This window comes from Bacillus sp. ILBB4 (genome assembly GCF_035064545.1).
GTDB lineage: Bacteria > Bacillota > Bacilli > Bacillales > Bacillaceae_H > Priestia.
The window spans coordinates 1-22,293 of record NZ_JAIQVD010000013.1; the positions used below are offsets into that span (position 1 = coordinate 1).

The window sequence follows — 22,293 nt, forward strand, 5'->3', positions numbered from 1 at the left end:
AGCGGAAGTAGTTCAGTGGTAGAACACCACCTTGCCAAGGTGGGGGTCGCGAGTTCGAACCTCGTCTTCCGCTCCATTTCTATATAAAAAAGATATTGGGGCCTTAGCTCAGCTGGGAGAGCGCCTGCCTTGCACGCAGGAGGTCAGCGGTTCGATCCCGCTAGGCTCCACCATACATATAAACATACAACCTTTAAGCAAATTGCTTAAAGGTTTTTTTATGTAGTTTCTACAAATTAGAATTGTATATATATTCAAAAAAGTGTCGAGTTGAGCCATCGCTCATTTAGCCGTTACAATAGGAGAGTAGCAACATTTGTGATGGGGGGACATATTATGAATAAGCTTTCAATTATTGGAGTACCAATGGATTTAGGTCAAACTCGCCGAGGGGTCGATATGGGGCCAAGTGCGATACGATATGCAGGTGTTATTGAACGCATCGAGAATATTGGATATAGTGTAGAAGATAAAGGGAATATTGAAATTGCCTTAGCTGAACGAGTACATAGTGATGAAAATACAAACTTAAAGAATTTAAAAGCTGTAGCAGATGCTAGCGAGAGGCTTGCTCAGACCGTAAGTGATGTTATTACAAATAAAAGGTTTCCTTTAGTACTGGGGGGAGATCACAGCATCGCTATCGGAACACTAGCAGGAGTAAGTCGTCATTATAAAAACTTGGGCGTGATTTGGTATGATGCACACGGAGATTTGAATACAGCAGATACGTCTCCTTCAGGAAATATTCACGGTATGCCATTGGCGGCAAGTATAGGTATAGGAGACGACGCATTGACTCGAATTGGTGGTTATACACCTAAAGTCAAGCCGGAAAATATTGTGATTATCGGAGCACGTTCTTTAGATGAAGGAGAAAAAGAGTTAATAAAGGAAAAAGGGATTAAAGTGTATACGATGCATGAGATAGATCGAATGGGTATGACAAAAGTAATGGAAGAAACAATTTTATATTTGCGTGATAAAACAGATGGCGTTCATCTATCACTCGATTTAGATGGGTTGGATCCACATGATGCACCTGGAGTAGGAACGCCAGTTATCGGTGGAATAAGCTACAGAGAAAGTCATTTAGCTATGGAGATGTTAGCAGAATCTCAGCTAATCACTTCTGCTGAGTTTGTGGAAGTGAATCCTATTTTAGATGAACGGAACAAAACAGCTACCGTAGCTGTTGCATTAATGGGCTCACTTTTAGGAGAGAAATTAGTATAAAACATTAGTACCTACCAAAAGGTACATGAAATATATATGAAGATAAAAAAAAGAAGCTCTTAGTTCGGATTCGAGAGCTTCTTTATATAGAGAAAAACTTTTCATATTCATTTAATAAACCATCTAGCTCTGAACTTACTCTCACTACTGTTAGTGATGATAAAGGGTTTTCTGCTGCAAGAGTGACCATGTTATTTCTACATTCTTCAATTTGATTCAAAAGGTTCTCTTTTATATGAGTCAAGCTTTCCACTCCTCTTCTTTTCATCTATACTAATTACATAACCTACGTACGATCTTTTTAAACGTATTTGACAAATTTTTGTTAAAATAATTAAGCATAAGTGAAACTTTATGATAAAGTACACGTATATATACTATCCCGCAATGGGCGGAGGTAACCGTTACATGGATTTATTATTAAAAAGAAAAATAAAAAAAGTAAAAAAAGGTGACCAGGATGCGTTTGCTGACATAGTAGAATATCACAAGGATAAACTTTTTCATCTATGTTATCGAATGTTAGGAAACCGGGAAGAAGCGCAAGACGCTGCCCAAGAAGCGTTTATTCGAGCCTATGTAAATATTCATAGCTATGACACGAGTAAAAAATTTTCCACCTGGTTATATCGAATTGCTACAAATCTTTGTATTGATCGAATTCGTAAAAAAAAGCCAGACTATTATTTAGATGCAGAAGTAGCCGGGACCGACGGGTTAAATATGTACTCTCAAATAGCTGCCGATCAGGCCTTACCAGAGGAAGAACTAGAGCAAGTAGAATTGCAAGAATTCATTCAGTCGGAAATATTAAAGCTACCTGAGAAATATCGAACTGTCATTGTCCTAAAATATATAGATGAGCTGTCGTTAAAAGAAATCAGCGATATTTTAGACCTGCCTCTTGGTACGGTAAAGACTAGAATTCATAGAGGACGTGAAGCTTTAAGAAATCGACTTCGCCACTTGTAAGGAGTGAACTAAGAATGAAATGTCCAAAAATGTATGTAAATCTCATTCATGAGCATTTAGATGGAGATATTACAAAAGAAAATGAACTGTTATTAAAAGAGCATTTGCATCAATGCAAAGATTGTCAGCAGCATATGCATCAGTTAAAAAGAACCATTGCATTTGTGCAAAGCACTTCTCATATAGAATTACCTATGAACTTTACAGCAGGTGTCATGGCTGGGTTACCACGTGAGAAGAATCGAATTCGAATGAATAGATGGTTTACAAACCACCCGATTCTTAGTGCAGCTGCTGTATTTGTGCTGTTAATGTCCGGCACCGTGTTTTCAGCTTGGGAAACGGATGAAGACTTTTCTGTTTCAAAGCAGTCGAACTTGGTCATTCACGATAAAACAGTCGTTGTACCAAAAGGTGAGACCGTCAAAGGTGATATTACTGTGAGAAATGGCGATATTAAAATTGAAGGAAAAGTAGATGGAAACGTTACTGTTATACATGGTGATAAGTATCTAGCTTCTGCAGGAGAAGTGACAGGCAATATTGAAGAGTTAGACAAGATTTTTGACTGGGTATGGTATAACGTCAAAACTCATGCCAAACAAGCTGTTGACTTTTAATAGTTGAAACATAAAATCGTCCGCTTATCTTGTTAGAGAGGAACAGTGGACGGTTTTATTTATATAAAAAGAAGGCTACATTATATAGGAACAAGGATTTAAAAATAAGATGTAATTTACAGTGTAATTTTGTTTTATGGTATAATAAAACGGTTATGTTATCTTTATTACATATATAGAGGAAGTGAGAAGATGCCTATTGGAGACCTGCCAATCCTCTCATATTTAGGAAAAATTGTTGATGTTCTCCTGGTATGGTTCGTCATATATAAATTAATTATGGTCATAAGAGGTACAAAAGCAGTACAGCTTTTAAAAGGAATCACGGTGATTTTAGTTGTTCGCTTTATAAGTAACTTCCTTGGACTAAATACGCTGCAATGGTTAATGGACCAAGCGTTAACGTATGGGTTTTTAGCTATCATTATTATCTTCCAGCCAGAGCTGCGCCGAGCGCTTGAACAGCTTGGGAGAGGACGTTTGTTTTCACGCAGTAATTTGCCTGAAGAAGATGAGCGTACCGTTACGATTGAGGCGATTATAAAAGCAACGCATTATATGGCTAAAAGACGCATAGGTGCATTGATCTCAATCGAAAGAGAGACGGGTATGGGTGATTATATTGAAACAGGTATACCGCTCAACTCGAATATTTCTTCTGAATTATTAATCAACTTATTTATACCAAATACACCACTTCATGATGGAGCGGTTATTTTACAGCGGGATCAAGTAGCCGCTGCAGCATGTTACTTACCTTTATCTGAAAGTCCTTTTATTTCAAAAGAATTAGGTACTCGCCATCGTGCTGCTGTAGGAATAAGTGAAGTAACAGATAGTGTGACTGTTATTGTATCTGAAGAAACTGGAGGCATTTCCGTTACCAAAAATGGTGAATTGTATCGTGAATTGACAATTGATACATTGAGAGAAATGCTAGAAAAAGAATTAGTCACAACTTCTAAAGCAACTTCTTCCACTCGTTGGCAATGGAGGTTGAAGAAGAATGGATAAATTGATGAATCGATCGTGGGTTATGAAAATTATCGCGTTGCTGTTAGCCTTCATGTTATATTTATCTGTTAATTTAGATGATGGTGCCAGTTCATCAAATAAGATTCTGAACCGAAGCAGTTCTGCCAACACTGGAGTAGAAACATTAACAGATGTTCCAGTTCAAGTATCCTATAATGAGAAGAACAGAATTGTAAGAGGTGTTCCGGATACGGTTATTATGACACTGGAAGGTCCTAAAAATATTTTGGCTCAAACAAAGTTACAAAAAGATTATCAAGCTTATATTGACCTTGATAATTTAAGCTTAGGGCAGCATAGAGTCAAGGTTCAGTATCGAAATATCTCTGATAATTTAAACGTAGTGGTTAAGCCTGATATTGTAAACGTAACAATTGAAGAACGCGATTCAAAACAGTTTTCAGTAGAGGCAAGCTATGATAAAAACAAGGTCAAGAATGGATATGAAGCAGGGGAAGCAACCGTTAGTCCAAGAGCCGTCACGGTAACGGGCGCATCAAGTCAATTAGATCAAGTTGCTTATGTGAAAGCTATTATTGATTTAGATAATGCTTCAAAAACAGTGACGAAACAAGCAACTGTTGTCGCACTAGACAAGAATTTAAATAAATTGAATGTAACAGTTCAACCAGAAACGGTCAATGTAACAATCCCAGTGAGAAATATTAGTAAAAAAGTGCCGATCGATGTGATTCAAGAAGGCACGCCAGGCGACGGTGTCAACATTACGAAGCTAGAGCCTAAAACAGATACAGTGAAAATTATCGGTCCATCTGATTCTTTAGAAAAAATCGATAAAATTGATAATATTCCAGTCGATGTTACCGGTATTACGAAATCTAAAGATATTAAGGTGAACGTCCCTGTTCCAGACGGAATAGATAGTGTAAGTCCTAAACAAATTACCGTTCATGTGGAAGTAGACAAACAAGGTGATGAGAAAGACGCAGAAGAAACGGACGCAAGTGCAGCTGAGACTAAGTCATTTAAGAATTTACCGGTTTCTTTAACTGGTCAATCCTCAAAGTACACGTATGAACTGCTTTCTCCTACTTCAGTAGATGCGGATGTAAAAGGACCAAAATCTGATTTAGATAAGTTGACGAAAAGCGGCATTAGCTTGTCAGCGAATGTAGGGAATTTATCTGCCGGGGAGCACACGGTTCCTATTATAATAAATAGTCCCGACTCCGTTACATCAACTCTATCGACTAAACAGGCAAAAGTTCGTGTAACAGCGAAAAAACAATCAGGGACAAATGATGAGCAAACAGATAAAGAAACAAGTGGAAGTACGAGCGATAAAGAAACAAGTGGAAGTACGAGCGATAAAGAAACAAAGCCAGACACGGGAACTGGATCAGGAACAAATCCTGGGACGGGAAATTCAGGTGATTCAGCTGATAAACCAAGCGAAGAGACTGATACACCTGAAGACAATACAGATACACCAACAGATAGTACAGAAACTGGTGACGACAGTAGTAATCAAAGTGATGAAAATTCTACACCCGTAGATGGACAGACAGATAATACATCAGGAAACTAAATGTTTTGACATGAAGGAGAGAAAATTAATGGGTAAGTATTTTGGAACAGACGGAGTACGAGGAGTTGCCAATAGTGAATTAACTCCTGAGCTTGCTTTTAAAATTGGACGCTTAGGTGGTTACGTTCTAACAAAAGATTCAGAGCGACCAAAAGTATTAATCGGACGCGATACACGCGTTTCTGGTCATATGTTAGAAGGAGCGCTTGTTGCAGGATTGCTTTCAATTGGAGCAGAAGTTATGCGACTAGGCGTTATTTCAACTCCAGGGGTAGCGTATTTAACAAAAGCACTTGGCGCACAAGCAGGAGTCATGATCTCTGCTTCGCATAACCCAGTTCAAGATAACGGAATTAAATTCTTTGGTCCAGATGGATTTAAACTTTCAGATGCCCAAGAGAATGAAATTGAAGCGTTAATGGATAGTGACACAGATCAATTACCAAGACCTGTTGGGGGAGACTTAGGTCAGGTAAATGACTACTTCGAAGGTGGACAAAAATATCTTCAATACTTAAAACAAACGGTTGATGAAGACTTCTCAGGTATTCATGTGGCATTAGACTGTGCGCACGGGGCAACGTCATCTTTAGCAGCACATTTATTTGCAGATCTAGATGCAGATATTTCTACAATGGGGGCATCTCCAAACGGATTAAACATCAATGACGGTGTAGGATCTACACATCCGGAAGCATTAAGTGCCTTCTTAAAAGAAAAAGGAGCAGATGTTGGGTTAGCATTTGATGGAGACGGAGATCGTTTAATCGCAATCGATGAAAAAGGCGAGATTGTAGACGGTGATCAAATCATGTTCATTTGTGCAAAATACTTGTATGAACAAGGACGTTTAAAGAAAAACACGCTTGTTTCTACCGTTATGAGTAACTTAGGCTTCTATAAAGCACTAGAAGCTAGCGGGATTGAAAGTGCACAAACTGGTGTGGGCGACCGTTATGTAGTGGAAGAAATGAAAGCTAATCAATATAACCTAGGTGGAGAACAGTCAGGTCATATTATTTTCTTAGATTACAACACAACAGGTGACGGTATGCTTTCAGCTATTCAGCTTGTAAACATTATGCAAGCAACGAAAAAGCCTTTATCAGAATTAGCAGCTGAAATGAAGAAATATCCTCAGCTTCTTGTAAATGTAAAAGTAACAGATAAGCATCATGTTACAGATAACGAGAAGGTAAAAGTGGTTATTGAAGAAGTGGAAAAAGAAATGAATGGTAATGGCCGAGTACTTGTACGCCCTTCAGGAACAGAGCCGTTAGTGCGTGTGATGGTTGAAGCACAAACACAAGAAGAATGTGAAACTTATGTAACGCGTATCGTAGAAGTAGTAAAAGAAGAAATGGGCTTAGAGTAATTCATTAATTATATGCATAAGCGGTGACGTTTCAAGCCGTTTATGCATATTTTTATATTGTTGAGAAAAATTCTTGGAAATTATCTGATGCCAAAGGCTGTTTTTGCAGATAATAAAGAAGATAATTGACGTTTTCTCACTTCTTATTGTAATATTAAATCTGTTCGTCTCTTAATTTATGTAAAGGAGTGAACAATCTATTTTAAAAGTGAATACAAAGCGCCTGAACTAAGTAAAGGGACGGAAACGACTTAGTTGACGAGGAGGAGGTTTATCGAAGTATCGGCGGATGCCTCCCGGTTGTTGATTATCACGGCCGAAAACTTGATGTGAAAAACAATGAGGTGACTTATTGTACAAAAGCATTGAGATGGTAATCATTGATGATGAAAAGAGACTCTCTTTTCATACATGAAGGAGGATTTTATCTATGTGCGGAATTGTAGGATATATTGGAACAGAAGATTCGAAAGAAATTTTATTACGTGGTCTTGAAAAGTTAGAATATCGAGGCTATGACTCAGCGGGTATTGCAGTTGTTAACAATGAAGGCGTACACGTATTCAAAGAAAAAGGCCGTATTGCAGAATTGCGTCAGGCAGTAGATAACAGTGTTGTAGCACCAGCAGGTATCGGTCATACGCGTTGGGCAACTCATGGTGTACCAAGCCAAGAAAATGCTCACCCGCATCAAAGTACATCTGGACGCTTCACACTTGTGCATAACGGTGTAATTGAAAACTATGCTATTTTGAAACGTGAATATTTACAAGATGTAACGTTCAAAAGCGAAACGGATACAGAAGTAATCGTTCAGTTAATTGAAAAAATCGCAGCAGAAGGCTTAGATGTAGAAGAAGCGTTCCGTAAGACAGTGAGCTTGCTTCACGGTTCTTATGCACTAGCTCTTGTTGATAACAAAGATAAAAATACAATCTACGTAGCTAAAAACAAAAGCCCGCTTCTTGTAGGTGTTGGCGAAGGATTTAACGTTGTAGCGAGCGATGCTATGGCAATGCTTCAAGTAACAGATCAATACGTAGAATTAATGGATAAAGAAACAGTAATTGTTACAAAAGAAGGCGTAACAATTAAAACGCTTGATGGTGAAGTGGTAGAAAGAGCACCTTATACAGCAGAGCTTGATGCAAGTGATATTGAAAAAGGTACGTACCCTCACTATATGTTAAAAGAAATTGATGAGCAGCCTTTAGTTGTTCGTAAAATCATTCAAGAGTATCAAAATGAGAACAATGAACTGCACATTGATGCAGACATTTTAGGAGCAATGGATGAAGCAGACCGCATCTATATCGTAGCATGTGGAACAAGCTATCATGCAGGCCTAGTAGGTAAACAATTCATTGAAACGTGGGCGAAGGTTCCAGTAGAAGTGCACGTAGCAAGTGAATTCTCTTATAACATGCCGCTTTTATCTGAAAAGCCATTGTTTATCTTTATCTCTCAAAGTGGAGAAACAGCTGACAGCCGTGCAGTATTAGTTCAAATTAAAGAACTAGGTTACAAAGCGTTAACAATCACAAACGTTCCGGGATCAACATTATCTCGTGAATCTGATTATACGTTATTACTTCATGCAGGTCCGGAAATTGCTGTAGCATCAACAAAAGCTTACACAGCTCAATTAGCAGTGCTATCAATTCTAGCGGCTGTAACAGCAAAAACACGCGGCATTGAATTAGAATTTGATTTAGTTCAAGAGTTAGCAATCGTAGCAAACACAATGGAAGTACTTTGCGACGACAAAGAAGAAATGGAAAGCATTGCTCTTCAATTCTTAGCAACAACTCGCAACGCATTCTTTATTGGACGTTCTGTCGATTATTATGTAGGTTTAGAAGGTGCGTTAAAACTAAAAGAAATCTCTTACATCCAAGCAGAAGGATTTGCTGGAGGAGAGCTTAAGCACGGAACAATTGCTTTAATTGAAAACAATACGCCAATTATTGCATTAGCAACACAAGAGCATGTAAACTTAAGCATCCGTGGTAACGTAAAAGAAGTAGTAGCACGTGGAGCTAATCCTTGTATCATTTCAATGAAAGGATTAGAAACAGAAGAAGATCGCTACGTGATTCCGAAAGTTCATGAAACACTTTCACCATTAGCAGCGGTTATTCCTTTACAATTAATCTCTTACTACGCTGCACTGCACCGCGATTGTGATGTAGATAAACCACGTAACTTAGCAAAATCAGTTACTGTAGAATAATAAGGTTCTAGACACCCTTCTACTATAGAAGGGTGTTTTTGTATATCCGAGAAAGAGAACAAACACTTTTTTTATCATAAGTCTCATTGAGCTAAAAAATATATTTGCTTGCTCCATTTATTTTATATAATGAAATAGGTAAAGGAACGAACCTCAGCTATTAAAAAGGACGTGGAAAGCATTAGTGGATTGGCTCAAAGTATAAAGTACGTGTTGCGAGGCATCTTTTTTGTGTTGTATTTTCCCTTTTATTTTGTATTTCAAGTCTTTTGTAAAATATGGATATATTTCATCGCTCAGCCCCTCATGTGGATAGGAAAAAGAATCATTCAACCTATCTTTTATTTCATTTGGATATACATCATACGTTTTCTGTTCGTCTACCCTATTTCTTGGCTAGGGAATGAGATAATATATCCTTGTATTCTCTTTGTTTGGAAACGATGTTTTTTGCCTATAACTAGATTTATATGGAGGTATGCCGTATATCCTATATTGTATTTAGTTTGTTACCCTTGTTATCTTTTTTGGAAATACCTTGTGCTGCCTTTTTACAATGAAATTGTTCTTCCTGTGCTTTCATTCTGTCAGCGTATCTTTTTCTGTTTCTGGAAGGGATTTAAGTGGATTGGAATTCATATAATCTATTACCCTTTACGCTGGTTTTGGATGACATGTATATATAACCCCCTTAAAAAAGTGTATATCAAAATCATTCAGCCTGTTCTCAAATGGTTTTCTCATTTATTTAGTTAACGAAATATACCAAAAGATTGCTTTTCTTTTTTAAGTATTAAACTCGAAAGATAAGAGGGAATTGATGTATAATAAAAACGGATATATCATTGCCTATTTATTTTATTAGATTCAATTTTGAAAGAGAGTGAAACAATATGGGCCGTAAGTGGAACAATATTAAAGAAAAGAAAGCGTCAAAAGATGCTAATACAAGTCGTATATATGCCAAGTTTGGCCGTGAAATTTATGTGGCTGCGAAACAAGGCGAGCCAGATCCAGAATCAAACCAAGCGTTAAAAGTTGTATTAGAACGCGCGAAAACATACAATGTGCCAAAAGCAATTATTGATCGTGCGATTGAAAAAGCAAAAGGCGGATCAGAAGAAAATTACGATAATCTTCGTTACGAAGGTTTTGGACCAAATGGCTCAATGGTTATCGTAGATGCTCTTACGAATAACGTAAACAGAACAGCTTCAGACGTGCGTGCTGCTTTTGGTAAAAACGGCGGTAATATGGGAGTAAGCGGATCAGTAGCGTACATGTTTGATCCAACAGCTGTTATTGGTGTAGAAGGTAAGGATGAAGAAGAGACGCTAGAACTGTTAATGGAAGCAGATGTAGACGTGCGTGACATTTTAGAAGAAGAAGATTCTGTAATTGTTTATGCTGATCCGGATCAATTCCATGCGGTACAAAAAGCGTTCAACGATGCTGGTATTACGGAATTTACAGTAGCTGAGCAAACGATGCTTGCTCAAAATGATGTCACTCTTCCTGAAGATGCACAAGCTCAGTTTGAAAAAATGATTGATGCATTAGAGGACTTAGAAGACGTGCAGCAAGTATATCACAACGTTGATTTAGGATAATAGTGAAAGAGGCAGACCTATCAAAGAGGTCTGTCTTTTTTTTATAGGCCGTGTGAAAAGCATCTATTGACCCTTTTTCTTCGTTTGGAATATGGTAAGATAATGAATTAAGAATAGAAAATAGTAGAATTTTATAAGAGATAAATGGAGGGAAAGCAGTTGAAAAAATTAATGGTGGGGATGGCGTTAACGGCTGCACTTGCAACGGCTGTAACGCCTGGCTTTGGCTCAATTGGGGGAAATCAAGGAAAGGCATATGCAGCGACAGTTACATATAAAGTAACGGCAAGCAAGCTAAATGTGAGAAGCGGAGCGGGAACGAATTACGGGATTATCGGCAGCGTAGTGAAAGATCAAATGCTATCTGTGGTGAGTAAAAGCGGAAGCTGGTACAAAATTAACTATAACGGTCGCACGGGCTACGTAAGCAGTGATTATGTACAAGCATCAGGAACAACAACGCCGCCAGCAGAAAGCACAACGTACACAGTAACGGCAAGCACGCTGAATGTAAGAAGCGGAGCAGGCACTAGCTATGCGTCTATAGGAAGTGTGACAAAAGGCCAGAAGCTGTCTGTGGTGAGCAAAAGCGGAAGCTGGTACAAAATTAACTATAACGGTCGCACGGGCTACGTAAGCAGCGATTATGTACAAGCATCAGGAACAACAACGCCGCCAGCAGAAAGCACAACGTACACAGTAACGGCAAGCACGCTGAACGTAAGAAGCGGAGCGGGCACTAGCTATGCGTCTATAGGAAGTGTGACAAAAGGCCAGAAGCTGTCTGTAGTGAGCAAAAGCGGAAGCTGGTACAAAATTAATTACAACGGCCGCACAGGCTATGTAAGCAGTGACTATGTACAGGCTTCAGCTACAGCGTCTCCAAAGCTCGTAGTCGATTCTTTTAAAACGTTAGGTAACGCTCAGCAAGTCATCTTGGTTACAGCAGATAACTACGATACGAAGTCTGCTAAAATTCAAACGTTTGAAAAAGTTGATGGGAAATGGAAGCAAGTTTTAACTGCGAACGGTGTACTTGGGCAAAAAGGATTCGCTTTATCGAAAAAAGAAGGAGATATGGAATCTCCGACAGGGAAATATACAATTGGCACAGCATTCGGACGCTATGAAAATCCTGGAACTAAGCTTCCATATCGAAAGATTACAGCAAATGATGTTTGGGTAGACGATTCAAAAAGTTCTCTATATAATACGTGGCAGCAAAAGCCGGCTAATGGCCGCTGGACGAGCGCTGAGAACATGGACATCCCGGCTTACGATTATGGGTTTGTCATTAATTATAATGAATCTAGAACGCCAGGAAATGGAAGTGCAATCTTCTTCCATGTAGGAACAAATTATACCGCAGGATGTACGGCTACTTCTAAAGAACAAGTTGTCTCTATTTTAAAATGGTTAAATCCAGAGAAAAATCCGGTTATTATTCAATCTCCTGTAAGTGAATTAGATAAATATTAAGTTAGAAAGCAGCTGAACTTTTACAGTTCAGCTGCTTTTTTATGTAATTAAAAGCTTTGTCTGTCTGTGGTACGACAAAGTTAGTTTTCCTATTCATTGAATGAAAGCGTTTAATCTCTTACGATTAAAGTATCATCACGTAGAGAAAGGAAGAGAGCAAATGGCTCAATCTAATATAAAAGTAGCTGTACAAAAGTTTGGGAACTTTCTAAGTTCAATGGTTATGCCAAATATCGGAGCATTTATTGCATGGGGACTTATTACTGCTTTATTTATTCCAACAGGCTTTTTTCCAAATGAAAGCCTTGCCAAACTAGTGGATCCAATGGTCAAGTATTTGCTTCCGCTGCTAATTGGCTATACAGGAGGAAAGCTTGTACACGATCAGCGCGGAGGCGTTGTAGGTGCTATCGCGACCATGGGTGTCATCGTTGGATCTGATATTCCGATGTTTCTAGGCGCTATGATTATGGGACCGCTTGGCGGTTATATCATCAAGAAGTTTGATCAGTTTATTGAAGGTAAAGTCAAAACAGGATTCGAGATGTTAATTAATAATTTCTCAGCAGGTATTCTTGGAGGAATTCTAGCAATTCTAGCCTTTTTAGGAGTTAGTCCAGCAGTGGACGGATTTACAGGTGCGCTTGTAGTGGGTGTAGATTGGATGGTTGCACATGGCCTTCTTCCACTTACAAGTATTCTAATTGAACCAGCTAAAATTTTATTCTTAAACAATGCTATTAATCACGGTATCTTATCTCCAATCGGAGCAGAACAAATTCGAACAAATGGACAGTCCATTCTATTGTTATTAGAAACAAACCCTGGTCCGGGGTTAGGAATTCTGTTAGCGTATTGCTTCTTTGGAAAAGGAACAGCAAAACAGTCAGCGCCGGGAGCGGCCATCATTCATTTTATTGGCGGAATTCACGAAATTTACTTCCCTTACGTTTTAATGCGTCCGCTTCTAATCATTGCGGCTATTTTAGGAGGAATGAGCGGCGTATTTACATTTGTTCTTTTAGGCGGAGGCTTACAAGCGGTTGCTTCACCAGGAAGTATCTTAGCTATTTTGGCTGCTACACCAGGTAATGCAGGCAGCTATGTTGCAAATATCTCAGGTGTTCTCGTTGCAGCCATCGTATCGTTTATTGTAGGATCACTCATTTTAAAAACAGGTAAGCAGTCCGAAGATTTAGATGAAGCAGCTCGCAAAATGCAAGAGATGAAGGGCAAGAAGAGTTCTGTAGCAGGAAGCTTTACAAAACAGCAAGACGAAGTACCAGCAAGCGTTCAGAAAATTGTTTTTGCCTGTGACGCAGGTATGGGATCGAGTGCGATGGGCGCCTCTCTTCTTCGCAAGAAAGTTAAACAAGCAGATTTAAATATTTCGGTAACGAATACAGCGATCAGTAATATTCCAAGTGATGCTCAAATCGTTATTACACAGGAAGAGCTAACGCCAAGAGCTCAAAACAAAGTTCCAGATGCGTATCATATCTCGGTTGATAATTTTCTATCTAGTCCGGAATATGACAAACTAATTGATCAACTAAAAAATGATCATACTACTTCTAAAGCGGAAGAAGAAAAGAGAGTATCTGCAGAAAATAATACAGATAGTAATGAAGGTTTATTAAAAGAAGAAAACGTTTTCTTGAATCAGCACTTTTCTTCTAAGGAAGAAGCAATTCGATTTGCAGGAAGCGTGTTAGTAAAAGGCGGATATGTAGAAGAAAACTACGTTGAAGCGATGATTGATCGCGACAATATGACTTCTACTTATATGGGAAATGACGTAGCGATTCCGCACGGTACAGAAGAAGCGAAAAAGAACGTTTTAAGATCCGGTTTTACAGTGATTCAAGTGCCAGAAGGCGTTGATTTTGATGGTGAGAAAGTTCGTTTGATTTTTGGAATTGCCGGAAAAGACGGCACCCATTTAGAAATTTTATCTGGTATCGCGATTACATGTTCTGATATGGACAATATTGAAAAGATGGTTCATGCCAAATCAGCTAAAGAATTAATGGCTATTATTCAAAGTAACTAACGGGATAGAAAGGCATGGAGATGCCTTTTTATCCTTTGTTTATAAATAAGAAAAGAGTTGATGTTCTTGTTTATTACTTCAAGAGAAAAATCAATCATTGAGTTAATTATTAAAACGGCAGGAAAGCATACAGCACTTACACTTGCTACTTTTTTGAATGTAAGTGTAAGAACCGTTCACCGAGATTTGAAGGCAATTGAATCAATACTTAAAAAATTTGATTTGGAGCTGATTCGTACACAAGATGAAGGCCTAATGATTGAAGGTAAAAATGAACAAATTTTTCGTCTTATCCAAGAGCTGATGAAGATTAAAACGACGGATCAGTCTCCACAGGAAAGAAAATTAATTCTTTTAATTCTTCTTCTAGAAGAAGGAGATTCATTTAAATTACAAACGCTGGCTAAAGACTTAGAAGTAAGTATCACTACACTAACTGCTTATTTAGATGAATTAACAAAGTGGTTAACCACATTTGACGTTCTCCTTCATCGAAAAAGAGGGGTGGGAGTAGAGGTTCAAGCTACTGAAGCCAATAAACGGAAAGCATTAGCTAATTATTTTCTTGTTCACTTTAATGAAGAGTTAATTGAGTGCTTGTTTTTAGCAGAAGATCAGCAGCATACGGATGAAACAATTTTGCATTATTTTTATCCGGATTATTTGGCAGAAGTAGACCGAATTGTACATCAAGCGATTAATCAGCATCATTCTAAGCTGGCTGACAGCGATTATATAGGGCTCATTGTTCATATTTGCATTATGATACAGCGAACGAAAAAGCAAATGTATCTAGAAGACGACGGCGGCCAAACGGAAGAGCTGGTAAGTGAAATGTTCTTAATGAAGGATATTTGCCGCGAAATTGAAAGGGTATTTTCTCTTTCTTTTACAGAAAAAGATATTCATTTCTTAGCAGTGCGGCTACGTGCAGCAAAATTCCAAACTACTAGAGACGTATATTACGACAGCGTAGTGGTTGGGCAGATTATTAAGAATATGATTGCCCATGTTTCTGTTCAGCTTAACACCGACTTAACCGGTGATTTTTCCCTTTATCAAGGGTTACTTGCTCATATGGAACCGGCAATTTTTCGCCTTAAGCAAAAAATGGAGCTTTTTAATCCATTAACAGAAGAGATTAAGAAAAAGTATCCTGTTTTATTTATGGCTGTGAGAAACAGTATCGATCAAGAGCTGCCGGATTTAGTTTTTCCAGATGATGAAGTGGCATATCTTGTTTTGCATTTTGGTTCAACGTTAGTGCTAAAAGAAGAAGTCATGGAAATTCAGGCACTGATTGTATGTCCAACTGGAATTGGCACCTCGAAAATGTTAGCTAGCCGTATTCGTAAAGAGATTCCGGAGATTAATTCAGTTGTCATTAAATCGGTAAAAGAAATCAAAGAAGCCGCGCTTGAAGGGTATGACGTAGTGATTTCAACAGTAAGACTGCCTTTTTTAAATGTCGATTACATTTTAGTCAATCCACTCTTAACCGAAGAGGATATTCAATCCGTCCAGAATTTTTTACAGAAAAACATTCAAAAGTTAACCAAGGATAAGGACTATCGTTCGTTCCAATATAAAAATAAGACCGTTTCTACAGAAAAGCCGTCTTTTGAGGAAACGATGAAACAAATTAAAGATGTGCATGGAAGTATCGAATCAATTCTTCAAAACCTTAGAATGTATCGATTTTCGGATGCAGTGAGTCACGATCAAGTGATTTCGCACGTAGTACGCGCCGCTGAAAAAGAACGTTTAATAACCAATGCCAACTGCGTTATTCATCAGCTTAAGGAACGAGAAAACAAAGGCGGTTTAGGCATTCCGCAAACGAGTATGGCACTGTTCCATTGCCGTGAACATCACGTGAAAGAGCTGATTTTTCAAGTTTCACATTTAGAACAGCCTTGCACAGTTAAAGGTATGGACGGAACAAACATGCAGGCGCGTAACCTTCTATTAATGCTCGCACCTGAAGAGTTAAGTGAAGCACAGCAAGAAATCTTAAGTTTAATTAGTACCAGTTTAATTGAAGACCATGAAGCAATGATGATTTTTTCGTCTTCGAACGAAGAGATAATTCGCAAAAAGCTAGAGGATACGTTTCATGAGTACCTTCGAAATAATTTGATAAAGGAATGATTTTTGTGAAGCAAGCAGTTCATTTTGGAGCAGGCAATATTGGTCGAGGATTCATTGGGGCATTGTTTTCTCAAAGCAACTATCACGTCACATTCGTAGATATTGCTGAAAAGGTTATTAATCAGTTAAACGCAAATAAAGGGTATAACGTAGTGACAGCTGCAGAGCACGCGGAGACATTAGCTGTTCAAAACGTATCTGGTTTAAATAATCTGACACAAGAACAAGCCGTCATTAAAGCGATTAAAGAAGCAACGTACATTACGACGGCCATCGGACCGAACGTTCTGCCGCGAATTGCTCCTTTAATTGCTAAAGGTTTGGCTGAACGTGTAAAAACAAGCGACGAAAATGTATATGTGATTGCATGTGAAAATCAAATCTCTGCGACAGATTTATTAAAAGGCTATATTTTTGACGCGCTGGATGAAGAGACAAAAGCTCATATGATAAATAAGGTCTTTTTCTTTAATTCAGCTGTAGATCGTATCGTGCCTATTCAGCATAACCAAGGTTCGCTTGATGTTTTAGTAGAATCCTATTATGAATGGGTAGTAGAGGCACCTGAAGATATTCCTTTTGTAGAAGGAATGACGATTGTGCCTGACCTTGCTCCTTTTATTGAAAGAAAGTTATTTACAGTGAATACGGGACACGCGGTAATTGCATATTTTGGTTATTTAAAAGGAAAAGAAACGATTGATCAAACGTTAAGAGATTCAGATATTTACGAACAAGTACAGCAAACGCTACAAGAAACAGGAAACTATCTAATTAAAAGATATGACTTAGATAGAGAGGAACATGAAGCCTATATTACTAAAATCATTGAACGCTTTAAAAATCCTCATTTAAATGATTCAGTTAAAAGGGTAGGAAGAGCGCCAATTCGCAAGCTTGGACCTCAGGATCGCTTGATTCGTCCAGCGCTAGAAGCAAAAAAAGCGGGCCTTTCTTACACCTACTTGGCAAAGGCTATCGCCGCTGCGCTTTTATTTGACCCGCAAGAAGATAAAGAGGCTATGAAGCTTCAAGCGAATATTCATGAGTATGGTATTGAGTACGTGTTAAAAGAGGTTAGTGGGTTAGAGGCAAGTGATGATTTAACAAAAGAAATCATTGCTCAATATAATGCTTTAAAGTCGTGAATGAATTTAGTGCGTGTAAACAGTCCATTTTAAATGGGCTGTTTTTCTTTTAGCAGAAAGGGAATGTTTGTGTATAGGAGGATGATAAAATGGTAGCTATTACACACGTTGGGTTAGCTGTGCCTGATGTAGAAGAAGCCGTGCAGTGGTATGAAAAAGTTTTAGGTTTTAAGCTGATTGCTGGTCCCTATACGTTTAATGCGGAGGAAGAACAAGCTGAAAATATGACTCAAGATTTACTGGGGTCTCATATCAAAAAAATGAAAAATGCTCACATGACAGCTGACAACCAGGTAGGCATTGAACTGTTTGAATTTAATAAGCCGCAAATGCCGCTTGTATTAAAAGACAGCGATGAGCAGTATCAAAGTTATTTTCACATGTGTTTAATAGCCGATGACGTGGAAAAATTAGCGGATAAAATTGAACAATCAGGCGGTAAAAAGCGCAGCCAAGTATGGAATACAAGACCTGAAAAACCTTATTACTTAATTTATTGCGAAGATCCGTTTGGGAATATTATTGAGCTATATTCACACAGTACGGAGCTCATGTATGGGAATAGAGAAGAATAAAAGCTTATCCAGATTTCTTGGATAAGCTTTTATTCTTTCATGGCTGCCCGTAGCCGTATACCTTTGCCAGCTCTTCGAAGGTTTTTGATGAATAGGTAATAGTTACAGATGTTCCTACTGCCACTTTATCAAATAATTCTTCGATATCCGCATTATGCATTCGTACGCAGCCGTGGCTTACATATTTGCCGATGCTATCTTCTGAGTTATTGCCGTGAATAGCGTATGTGTCGCCGGTTGTGCCGTTTGCATTAAGCCCTAGCCAGCGAGAGCCAAGAGGATTATTAGGAGCGCCTCCTGCAATATGCTTTGTATAGTAAGGGCGATTTTTAATTTTGTTAACAATCTTGAAAAAGCCTACCGGCGTATCGCTCCATGTTTTTCCCGTAGCTACTGAATACGTCTTTTCTAACTTTCCATTATGAAAATAAGCAAGCTGATTTGTTTTTTTATTAATAATAATTAAATCTCCACTTGTTGCGTTTTCACTTGCATTCGCCGCACTTGCTGTATAAGAAATGCTGATAATAGCTGCGAGGCATAAAGCAGCTGCTCGCAGTATAATTTTTCTCACGTTCTAGCCATCTCCTCTATTGTTCGTTTACATATTTGATGAATTACATGTTATTAGTGTATAAAAGGAAAATGGACTGAATATGAACCTTTCCTGAATGAAAACTGAAAGTGCATTTTATTTATAAGCGAATATAAAGTAAAAATCTGGGCAGAAATACAACTAAAGGTCTGGTATATATCTCATAAAAAAGAGAAAAGTGAAAATGCACCTTGTATGTTTAATTTAGGATGTATTATCATGAAAGTTTGAAATGAAGGGCAGGAGGTGGAAGAAACAGATGCTTAAAGAATTTAAAGAGTTTGCTTTGCGTGGAAATGTATTGGATTTAGCTGTCGGTGTTATTATTGGAGCGGCATTTGGAAAAATTGTAACGTCTCTTGTAAATGATATTATTATGCCGCTGATTGGTTTGTTGTTAGCAGGGATAGACTTTAAAGATTTATCCTTCACAGTTGGAAAAGCTACGGTATTATATGGATCTTTTATTCAAACAATTGTTGATTTCTTAATTGTCGCATTCTCGATTTTCTTATTTATTCGTTTCTTTAATCGTTTTAAGAGAAAAGAAGAAGAGAAAGTAGAGGAAGAAGTGGCTGTTCTGTCAAAAGAAGAAGAGATCTTAACAGAAATTCGTGATTTGCTAAAAGCACAAGCAGTAAAAGAGCGTTCATAACAGCAATTTTCACATACGTATAAAACGGCTAAGAGGCCCGTCTTTTCATAAGAAAAGCGGGCTTTTTTCGGGTGAAATTTCTCGGGAAATGTTAGTGGTATAATCATGGGAAAATTAGGCGTGAAAGTGAGAGAGATAGGAATGTTAAAATCATATTAAAAGTGTTAAGATATTGTAAATAGGAGGCTTAAGGTTATGTTTAAACATTTGTATCGTTCTTTGCCAATGCTGGCAGCGTATGGCCTGCTTAGCGTTTTTTTATACAGTGTTGTTATGTTTAATGTATCAAATGACACAAAAATGTTGTTTGACTGGGCTCAAATCCATACAGCTGGGTTCGTAGTATTAATAGGGGGATGCTCACTTGTCTTATGGGCGCTCACTTTCTATTTGCTACTTCGATTTAATCAGATAGAGAGAATACAAGGTTCGCAGTGGTATGCCATTTTTACGGCAATTGTGTTTTCAATTGCGGTAGCAGCGGTTTCTGCTATGGTTTTTGTTATATATCATATTGATATACATAATCCAGGCAAAACAATAGAGTGGATGCAAGCATATCCCGAACGCTATCTTTTTACGGTATTTTTACTTTCGCTGTTAACACTAGCGATCATTATGCTAGTAGGAGAAGCTTATTTAGGGGCTGGGATTACCTTTGTTCTGTATTTTATTTTAGCTCTTGTAAACTATTATAAAAAAATCTTTCGAAATGAACCATTGTTCCCAAACGATTTTATTCAGGCGAGTCAGTTAAAAGAAGTTATTCCGATGATTAAAGATTCGATTTCAATTCCTATTGTAATAGGAGTTATTGGATCCATTGTCGTACTGATCGCTCTTTGGTTTTTCTTGCCGAAAATTAAAATTCGATGGTTTCTTCGAATTATTATGATTCTGCCGCTCATCTTTTTAATGAAATCATTTTTATTCTTTGAACACTCGTTTGCTCAGAAATATTATGATCAATATGCTGCGCTGATGCCTTGGAATCAGCAAAATAATTATTACTATAATGGACCTGTTATTGGCATGATTTCAAATGTTAAAACAGATGTGCTGCAAGAGCCGGATGACTACTCACAAGAAGTAATGGCCAGAGTGGCAAAGCGGATTCAGTCAAAGGAAGAGAAAACACAAGAAAGCAATGCTGAAGTCAAACCAAACGTCGTGTTTGTGATGAACGAAACGTTTTGGGACCCAACAAAGCTTAGCGTGACGTTCTCTGAAGATCCAATGAAAAATACAAGAGAACTTCAAAAGAAATATCCTTCTGGGTGGTCTTTAAGTCCTTCATTTGGCGGGGAGACAGCTAATGTGGAATTTGAAGCGCTGACGAGCTACTCTTTGTCTTTCTTTAACCCTGGAGGCCTTCCTTATCAGCATGTATTGAGTAAAAAAGAATATCCGTCTTTTGTTTCTTATTTAGAAAAACAAGGCTATGCTACAACAGCTATGCATCCAAACAGCGGTATGCTTTATATGAGGCAAAATGTGTATCCAAATTTGGGATTTGATCAAGTGAAGTTTATTGATCAAATGAAGCATACGCAAAAAGATAACAAAGAATTTGTTTCCGATGAAGCGGTAGTTGATGAAGTACTCGATACGCTTCGTCAGTCGAAAAAGCCTGCATTTGTGCATGCTGTAACGATTGCAAATCATCTTCCTTATTCAGCGGATAAGTATAACGGTCAGGAAACCATTAAAGTAACCGGTAAAGGGTTATCACCGGAAATGCAAAAGGAAATTGAAATTTATGCTGAAGGAATTAAACGTTCAGATGCTGCTTTAAAACGATTGAACGATGAAATTCAAAAGCTGGACGAGCCAACCATTGTAGTATTTTGGGGAGATCATTTGCCAGCACTTGGACAAAACCTTCAAGCTTACAAAGAAACGGGTTTTGGAAACGAGAAAACGCAGCAAACATCTCAAAAATTTTATGAGACGCCGCTCTTATTTTTATCTAATTACGATACGAAAATAGATAAAAATCTCGGTACGATGAGTCCTATTTATATTGCTCCGACGCTTGCTCAATCTCTTGGTTACAAAAGTAATCTGTTCTACGATCAGTTGAATCAAATGAAAACAGAAGTGCCGGCTTTTCGTTCAAATATGTATATAGATTCAAAAGGAAAGCTAGTGGATGATCCGGCAGCGCTATCTAAAAAAGCTGCAAAAGACCTTCAAGATTACCATGAAGTTGAGTTTGATACATTATCCGGGAAACAGTACGAAACGCATAAGTTGTATAAATAAAAATAAAAACTCCTTTTAAATAAAAGGAGTTTTTTATTTTTTAAGTGTTTAAGGTTGTACTAAAAAATAATTCATGTATAATATTTTAAGGTTAAAAGTAAACTTTAAGTTAAGTAAAACAAAACTTGAGTTTGGAACAGCATGAACAATCATTCATGCTGTTTGCTAATTTTAAATACAGTTGAGGATCGAGAGTATGGAAATAGGAAAGAAAATTAAAAATTTACGATTAAAAAAAGGTTTAACACAAGAAGAGCTAGGAGAACGTACTGATTTAAGCAAAGGCTATATTTCGCAGCTAGAGCGCGATTTAAGTTCGCCGTCTTTAGAAACATTTTTTAGTATTTTGGAAGTGCTAGGATGCGAACCGAAAGAATTCTTCGAAATTGATACGCATGTTCAAAAGGTTGTATACAGAGAGGAAGACTACACGAGTTATTGCGAAGAAGAAAAAGGTTACCATATTCAGTGGCTTGTGCATGAATCAAATGAAAAAGAAATGGAGCCAATTCGTCTTATTCTTCATGAAAAAGGTGCATTTAAGAGATTTGAGCCTTCCCTTTCAGAAACGTTTGGCTACATTTTGCGCGGGTGTGTGAAGGTGAAGCTTGGAGGCAGAATATATGAAGCCAAACAAGGAGAAACCATCTATTTTCAAGCTTCTGAAGAACATCAGATTTTAAATGCTCATGACGGAATAACAGAGTTAATTATCGTGGCGACAGAGTCTTATTTATAGAAC

Annotated in this window: 18 protein-coding genes and 2 tRNA genes; 18 read left to right on the forward strand and 2 right to left on the reverse strand. The window is 37.9% G+C overall.

Annotation, left to right across the window (positions count from 1 at the left end; genetic code table 11):
- Position 1: 1 nt before the first annotated feature.
- The 3 genes from LAV82_RS27825 to rocF all read left to right on the forward strand — a co-directional run bounded on the left by LAV82_RS27825 (position 2) and on the right by rocF (position 1,236).
- A tRNA-Gly gene (locus tag LAV82_RS27825) sits at positions 2–76 on the forward strand.
- 21 nt (positions 77–97) lie between these two features.
- Positions 98–173, forward strand: a tRNA-Ala gene (locus LAV82_RS27830).
- A gap of 163 nt (positions 174–336) precedes the next feature.
- Positions 337–1,236: an arginase gene (gene rocF, locus LAV82_RS27835; RefSeq protein WP_013054967.1), complete on the forward strand. Its 900-nt coding sequence runs from the start codon at positions 337–339 to the stop codon at positions 1,234–1,236.
- A gap of 82 nt (positions 1,237–1,318) precedes the next feature.
- Here rocF and LAV82_RS27840 read toward each other — a convergent pair whose 3' ends face one another.
- Complete coding sequence (locus tag LAV82_RS27840; protein ID WP_499717411.1) at positions 1,319–1,480, reverse strand: Spo0E family sporulation regulatory protein-aspartic acid phosphatase; 162 nt, start codon at positions 1,478–1,480, stop codon at positions 1,319–1,321.
- Positions 1,481–1,644: 164 nt separating this feature from the next.
- Here LAV82_RS27840 and sigW point away from each other — a divergent pair, with 164 nt between their 5' ends.
- From sigW to LAV82_RS27900, 12 genes are all read left to right on the forward strand, one after another.
- Positions 1,645–2,208 (forward strand): RNA polymerase sigma factor SigW, encoded by a 564-nt coding sequence (sigW, locus tag LAV82_RS27845; protein WP_013054969.1) that lies wholly within the window; start codon positions 1,645–1,647, stop codon positions 2,206–2,208.
- Positions 2,209–2,222: 14 nt separating this feature from the next.
- Positions 2,223–2,828 carry an anti-sigma factor family protein gene (locus LAV82_RS27850; protein WP_013054970.1) on the forward strand — a complete coding sequence of 202 codons (606 nt, stop codon included), beginning with the start codon at positions 2,223–2,225 and terminating at the stop codon, positions 2,826–2,828.
- Between the two features lie 192 nt (positions 2,829–3,020).
- Complete coding sequence (gene cdaA / locus LAV82_RS27855; RefSeq protein WP_013054971.1) at positions 3,021–3,842, forward strand: diadenylate cyclase CdaA; 822 nt, start codon at positions 3,021–3,023, stop codon at positions 3,840–3,842.
- Positions 3,835–5,412: a CdaR family protein gene (locus LAV82_RS27860; protein ID WP_499717412.1), complete on the forward strand. Its 1,578-nt coding sequence runs from the start codon at positions 3,835–3,837 to the stop codon at positions 5,410–5,412. The genes cdaA and LAV82_RS27860 overlap by 8 nt, the downstream gene beginning before the upstream one ends.
- Positions 5,413–5,440: 28 nt before the next feature.
- On the forward strand, positions 5,441–6,787 hold the full coding sequence (glmM, locus tag LAV82_RS27865) for a phosphoglucosamine mutase (RefSeq protein ID WP_013054973.1): 1,347 nt from the start codon (positions 5,441–5,443) through the stop codon (positions 6,785–6,787).
- A gap of 430 nt (positions 6,788–7,217) precedes the next feature.
- A complete protein-coding gene (gene glmS / locus LAV82_RS27870) occupies positions 7,218–9,020 on the forward strand; it encodes a glutamine--fructose-6-phosphate transaminase (isomerizing) (RefSeq protein ID WP_013054974.1) in 1,803 nt (600 codons plus the stop codon).
- Positions 9,021–9,913: 893 nt separating this feature from the next.
- Positions 9,914–10,630, forward strand: coding sequence for a YebC/PmpR family DNA-binding transcriptional regulator (locus LAV82_RS27875; RefSeq protein WP_013054976.1), 717 nt, complete (start codon positions 9,914–9,916; stop codon positions 10,628–10,630).
- A 144-nt stretch (positions 10,631–10,774) separates the two neighbouring features.
- Positions 10,775–12,109: an SH3 domain-containing protein gene (locus LAV82_RS27880; protein WP_211079536.1), complete on the forward strand. Its 1,335-nt coding sequence runs from the start codon at positions 10,775–10,777 to the stop codon at positions 12,107–12,109.
- Between the two features lie 160 nt (positions 12,110–12,269).
- A complete protein-coding gene (locus LAV82_RS27885) occupies positions 12,270–14,162 on the forward strand; it encodes a PTS mannitol transporter subunit IICBA (protein ID WP_176586345.1) in 1,893 nt (630 codons plus the stop codon).
- Positions 14,163–14,222: 60 nt separating this feature from the next.
- The gene (locus LAV82_RS27890) at positions 14,223–16,313 is read left to right on the forward strand and encodes a PRD domain-containing protein (RefSeq protein WP_328255160.1); all 2,091 of its coding nucleotides are present in this window, start codon (positions 14,223–14,225) and stop codon (positions 16,311–16,313) included.
- A gap of 5 nt (positions 16,314–16,318) precedes the next feature.
- On the forward strand, positions 16,319–17,461 hold the full coding sequence (locus LAV82_RS27895) for a mannitol-1-phosphate 5-dehydrogenase (RefSeq protein WP_176586347.1): 1,143 nt from the start codon (positions 16,319–16,321) through the stop codon (positions 17,459–17,461).
- Positions 17,462–17,550: 89 nt separating this feature from the next.
- Positions 17,551–18,036 (forward strand): VOC family protein, encoded by a 486-nt coding sequence (locus LAV82_RS27900; protein ID WP_013054981.1) that lies wholly within the window; start codon positions 17,551–17,553, stop codon positions 18,034–18,036.
- A gap of 37 nt (positions 18,037–18,073) precedes the next feature.
- Here LAV82_RS27900 and LAV82_RS27905 read toward each other — a convergent pair whose 3' ends face one another.
- Positions 18,074–18,610 (reverse strand): L,D-transpeptidase, encoded by a 537-nt coding sequence (locus tag LAV82_RS27905; RefSeq protein ID WP_211079533.1) that lies wholly within the window; start codon positions 18,608–18,610, stop codon positions 18,074–18,076.
- Between the two features lie 280 nt (positions 18,611–18,890).
- Between LAV82_RS27905 and mscL the strand changes: the two genes are divergently transcribed.
- The 3 genes from mscL (at position 18,891) to LAV82_RS27920 (ending at position 22,290) form a co-directional block, all read left to right on the forward strand.
- Entirely contained in the window at positions 18,891–19,286 is a 396-nt protein-coding gene (mscL, locus tag LAV82_RS27910; protein WP_211079532.1) for a large conductance mechanosensitive channel protein MscL, read from the forward strand.
- A 195-nt stretch (positions 19,287–19,481) separates the two neighbouring features.
- Positions 19,482–21,551 carry a sulfatase-like hydrolase/transferase gene (locus tag LAV82_RS27915; RefSeq protein WP_328255159.1) on the forward strand — a complete coding sequence of 690 codons (2,070 nt, stop codon included), beginning with the start codon at positions 19,482–19,484 and terminating at the stop codon, positions 21,549–21,551.
- A gap of 196 nt (positions 21,552–21,747) precedes the next feature.
- Positions 21,748–22,290, forward strand: a complete 543-nt coding sequence (locus LAV82_RS27920; protein ID WP_211079530.1) for a helix-turn-helix domain-containing protein — start codon at positions 21,748–21,750, stop codon at positions 22,288–22,290.
- The last annotated feature ends 3 nt before the right edge of the window (positions 22,291–22,293 follow it).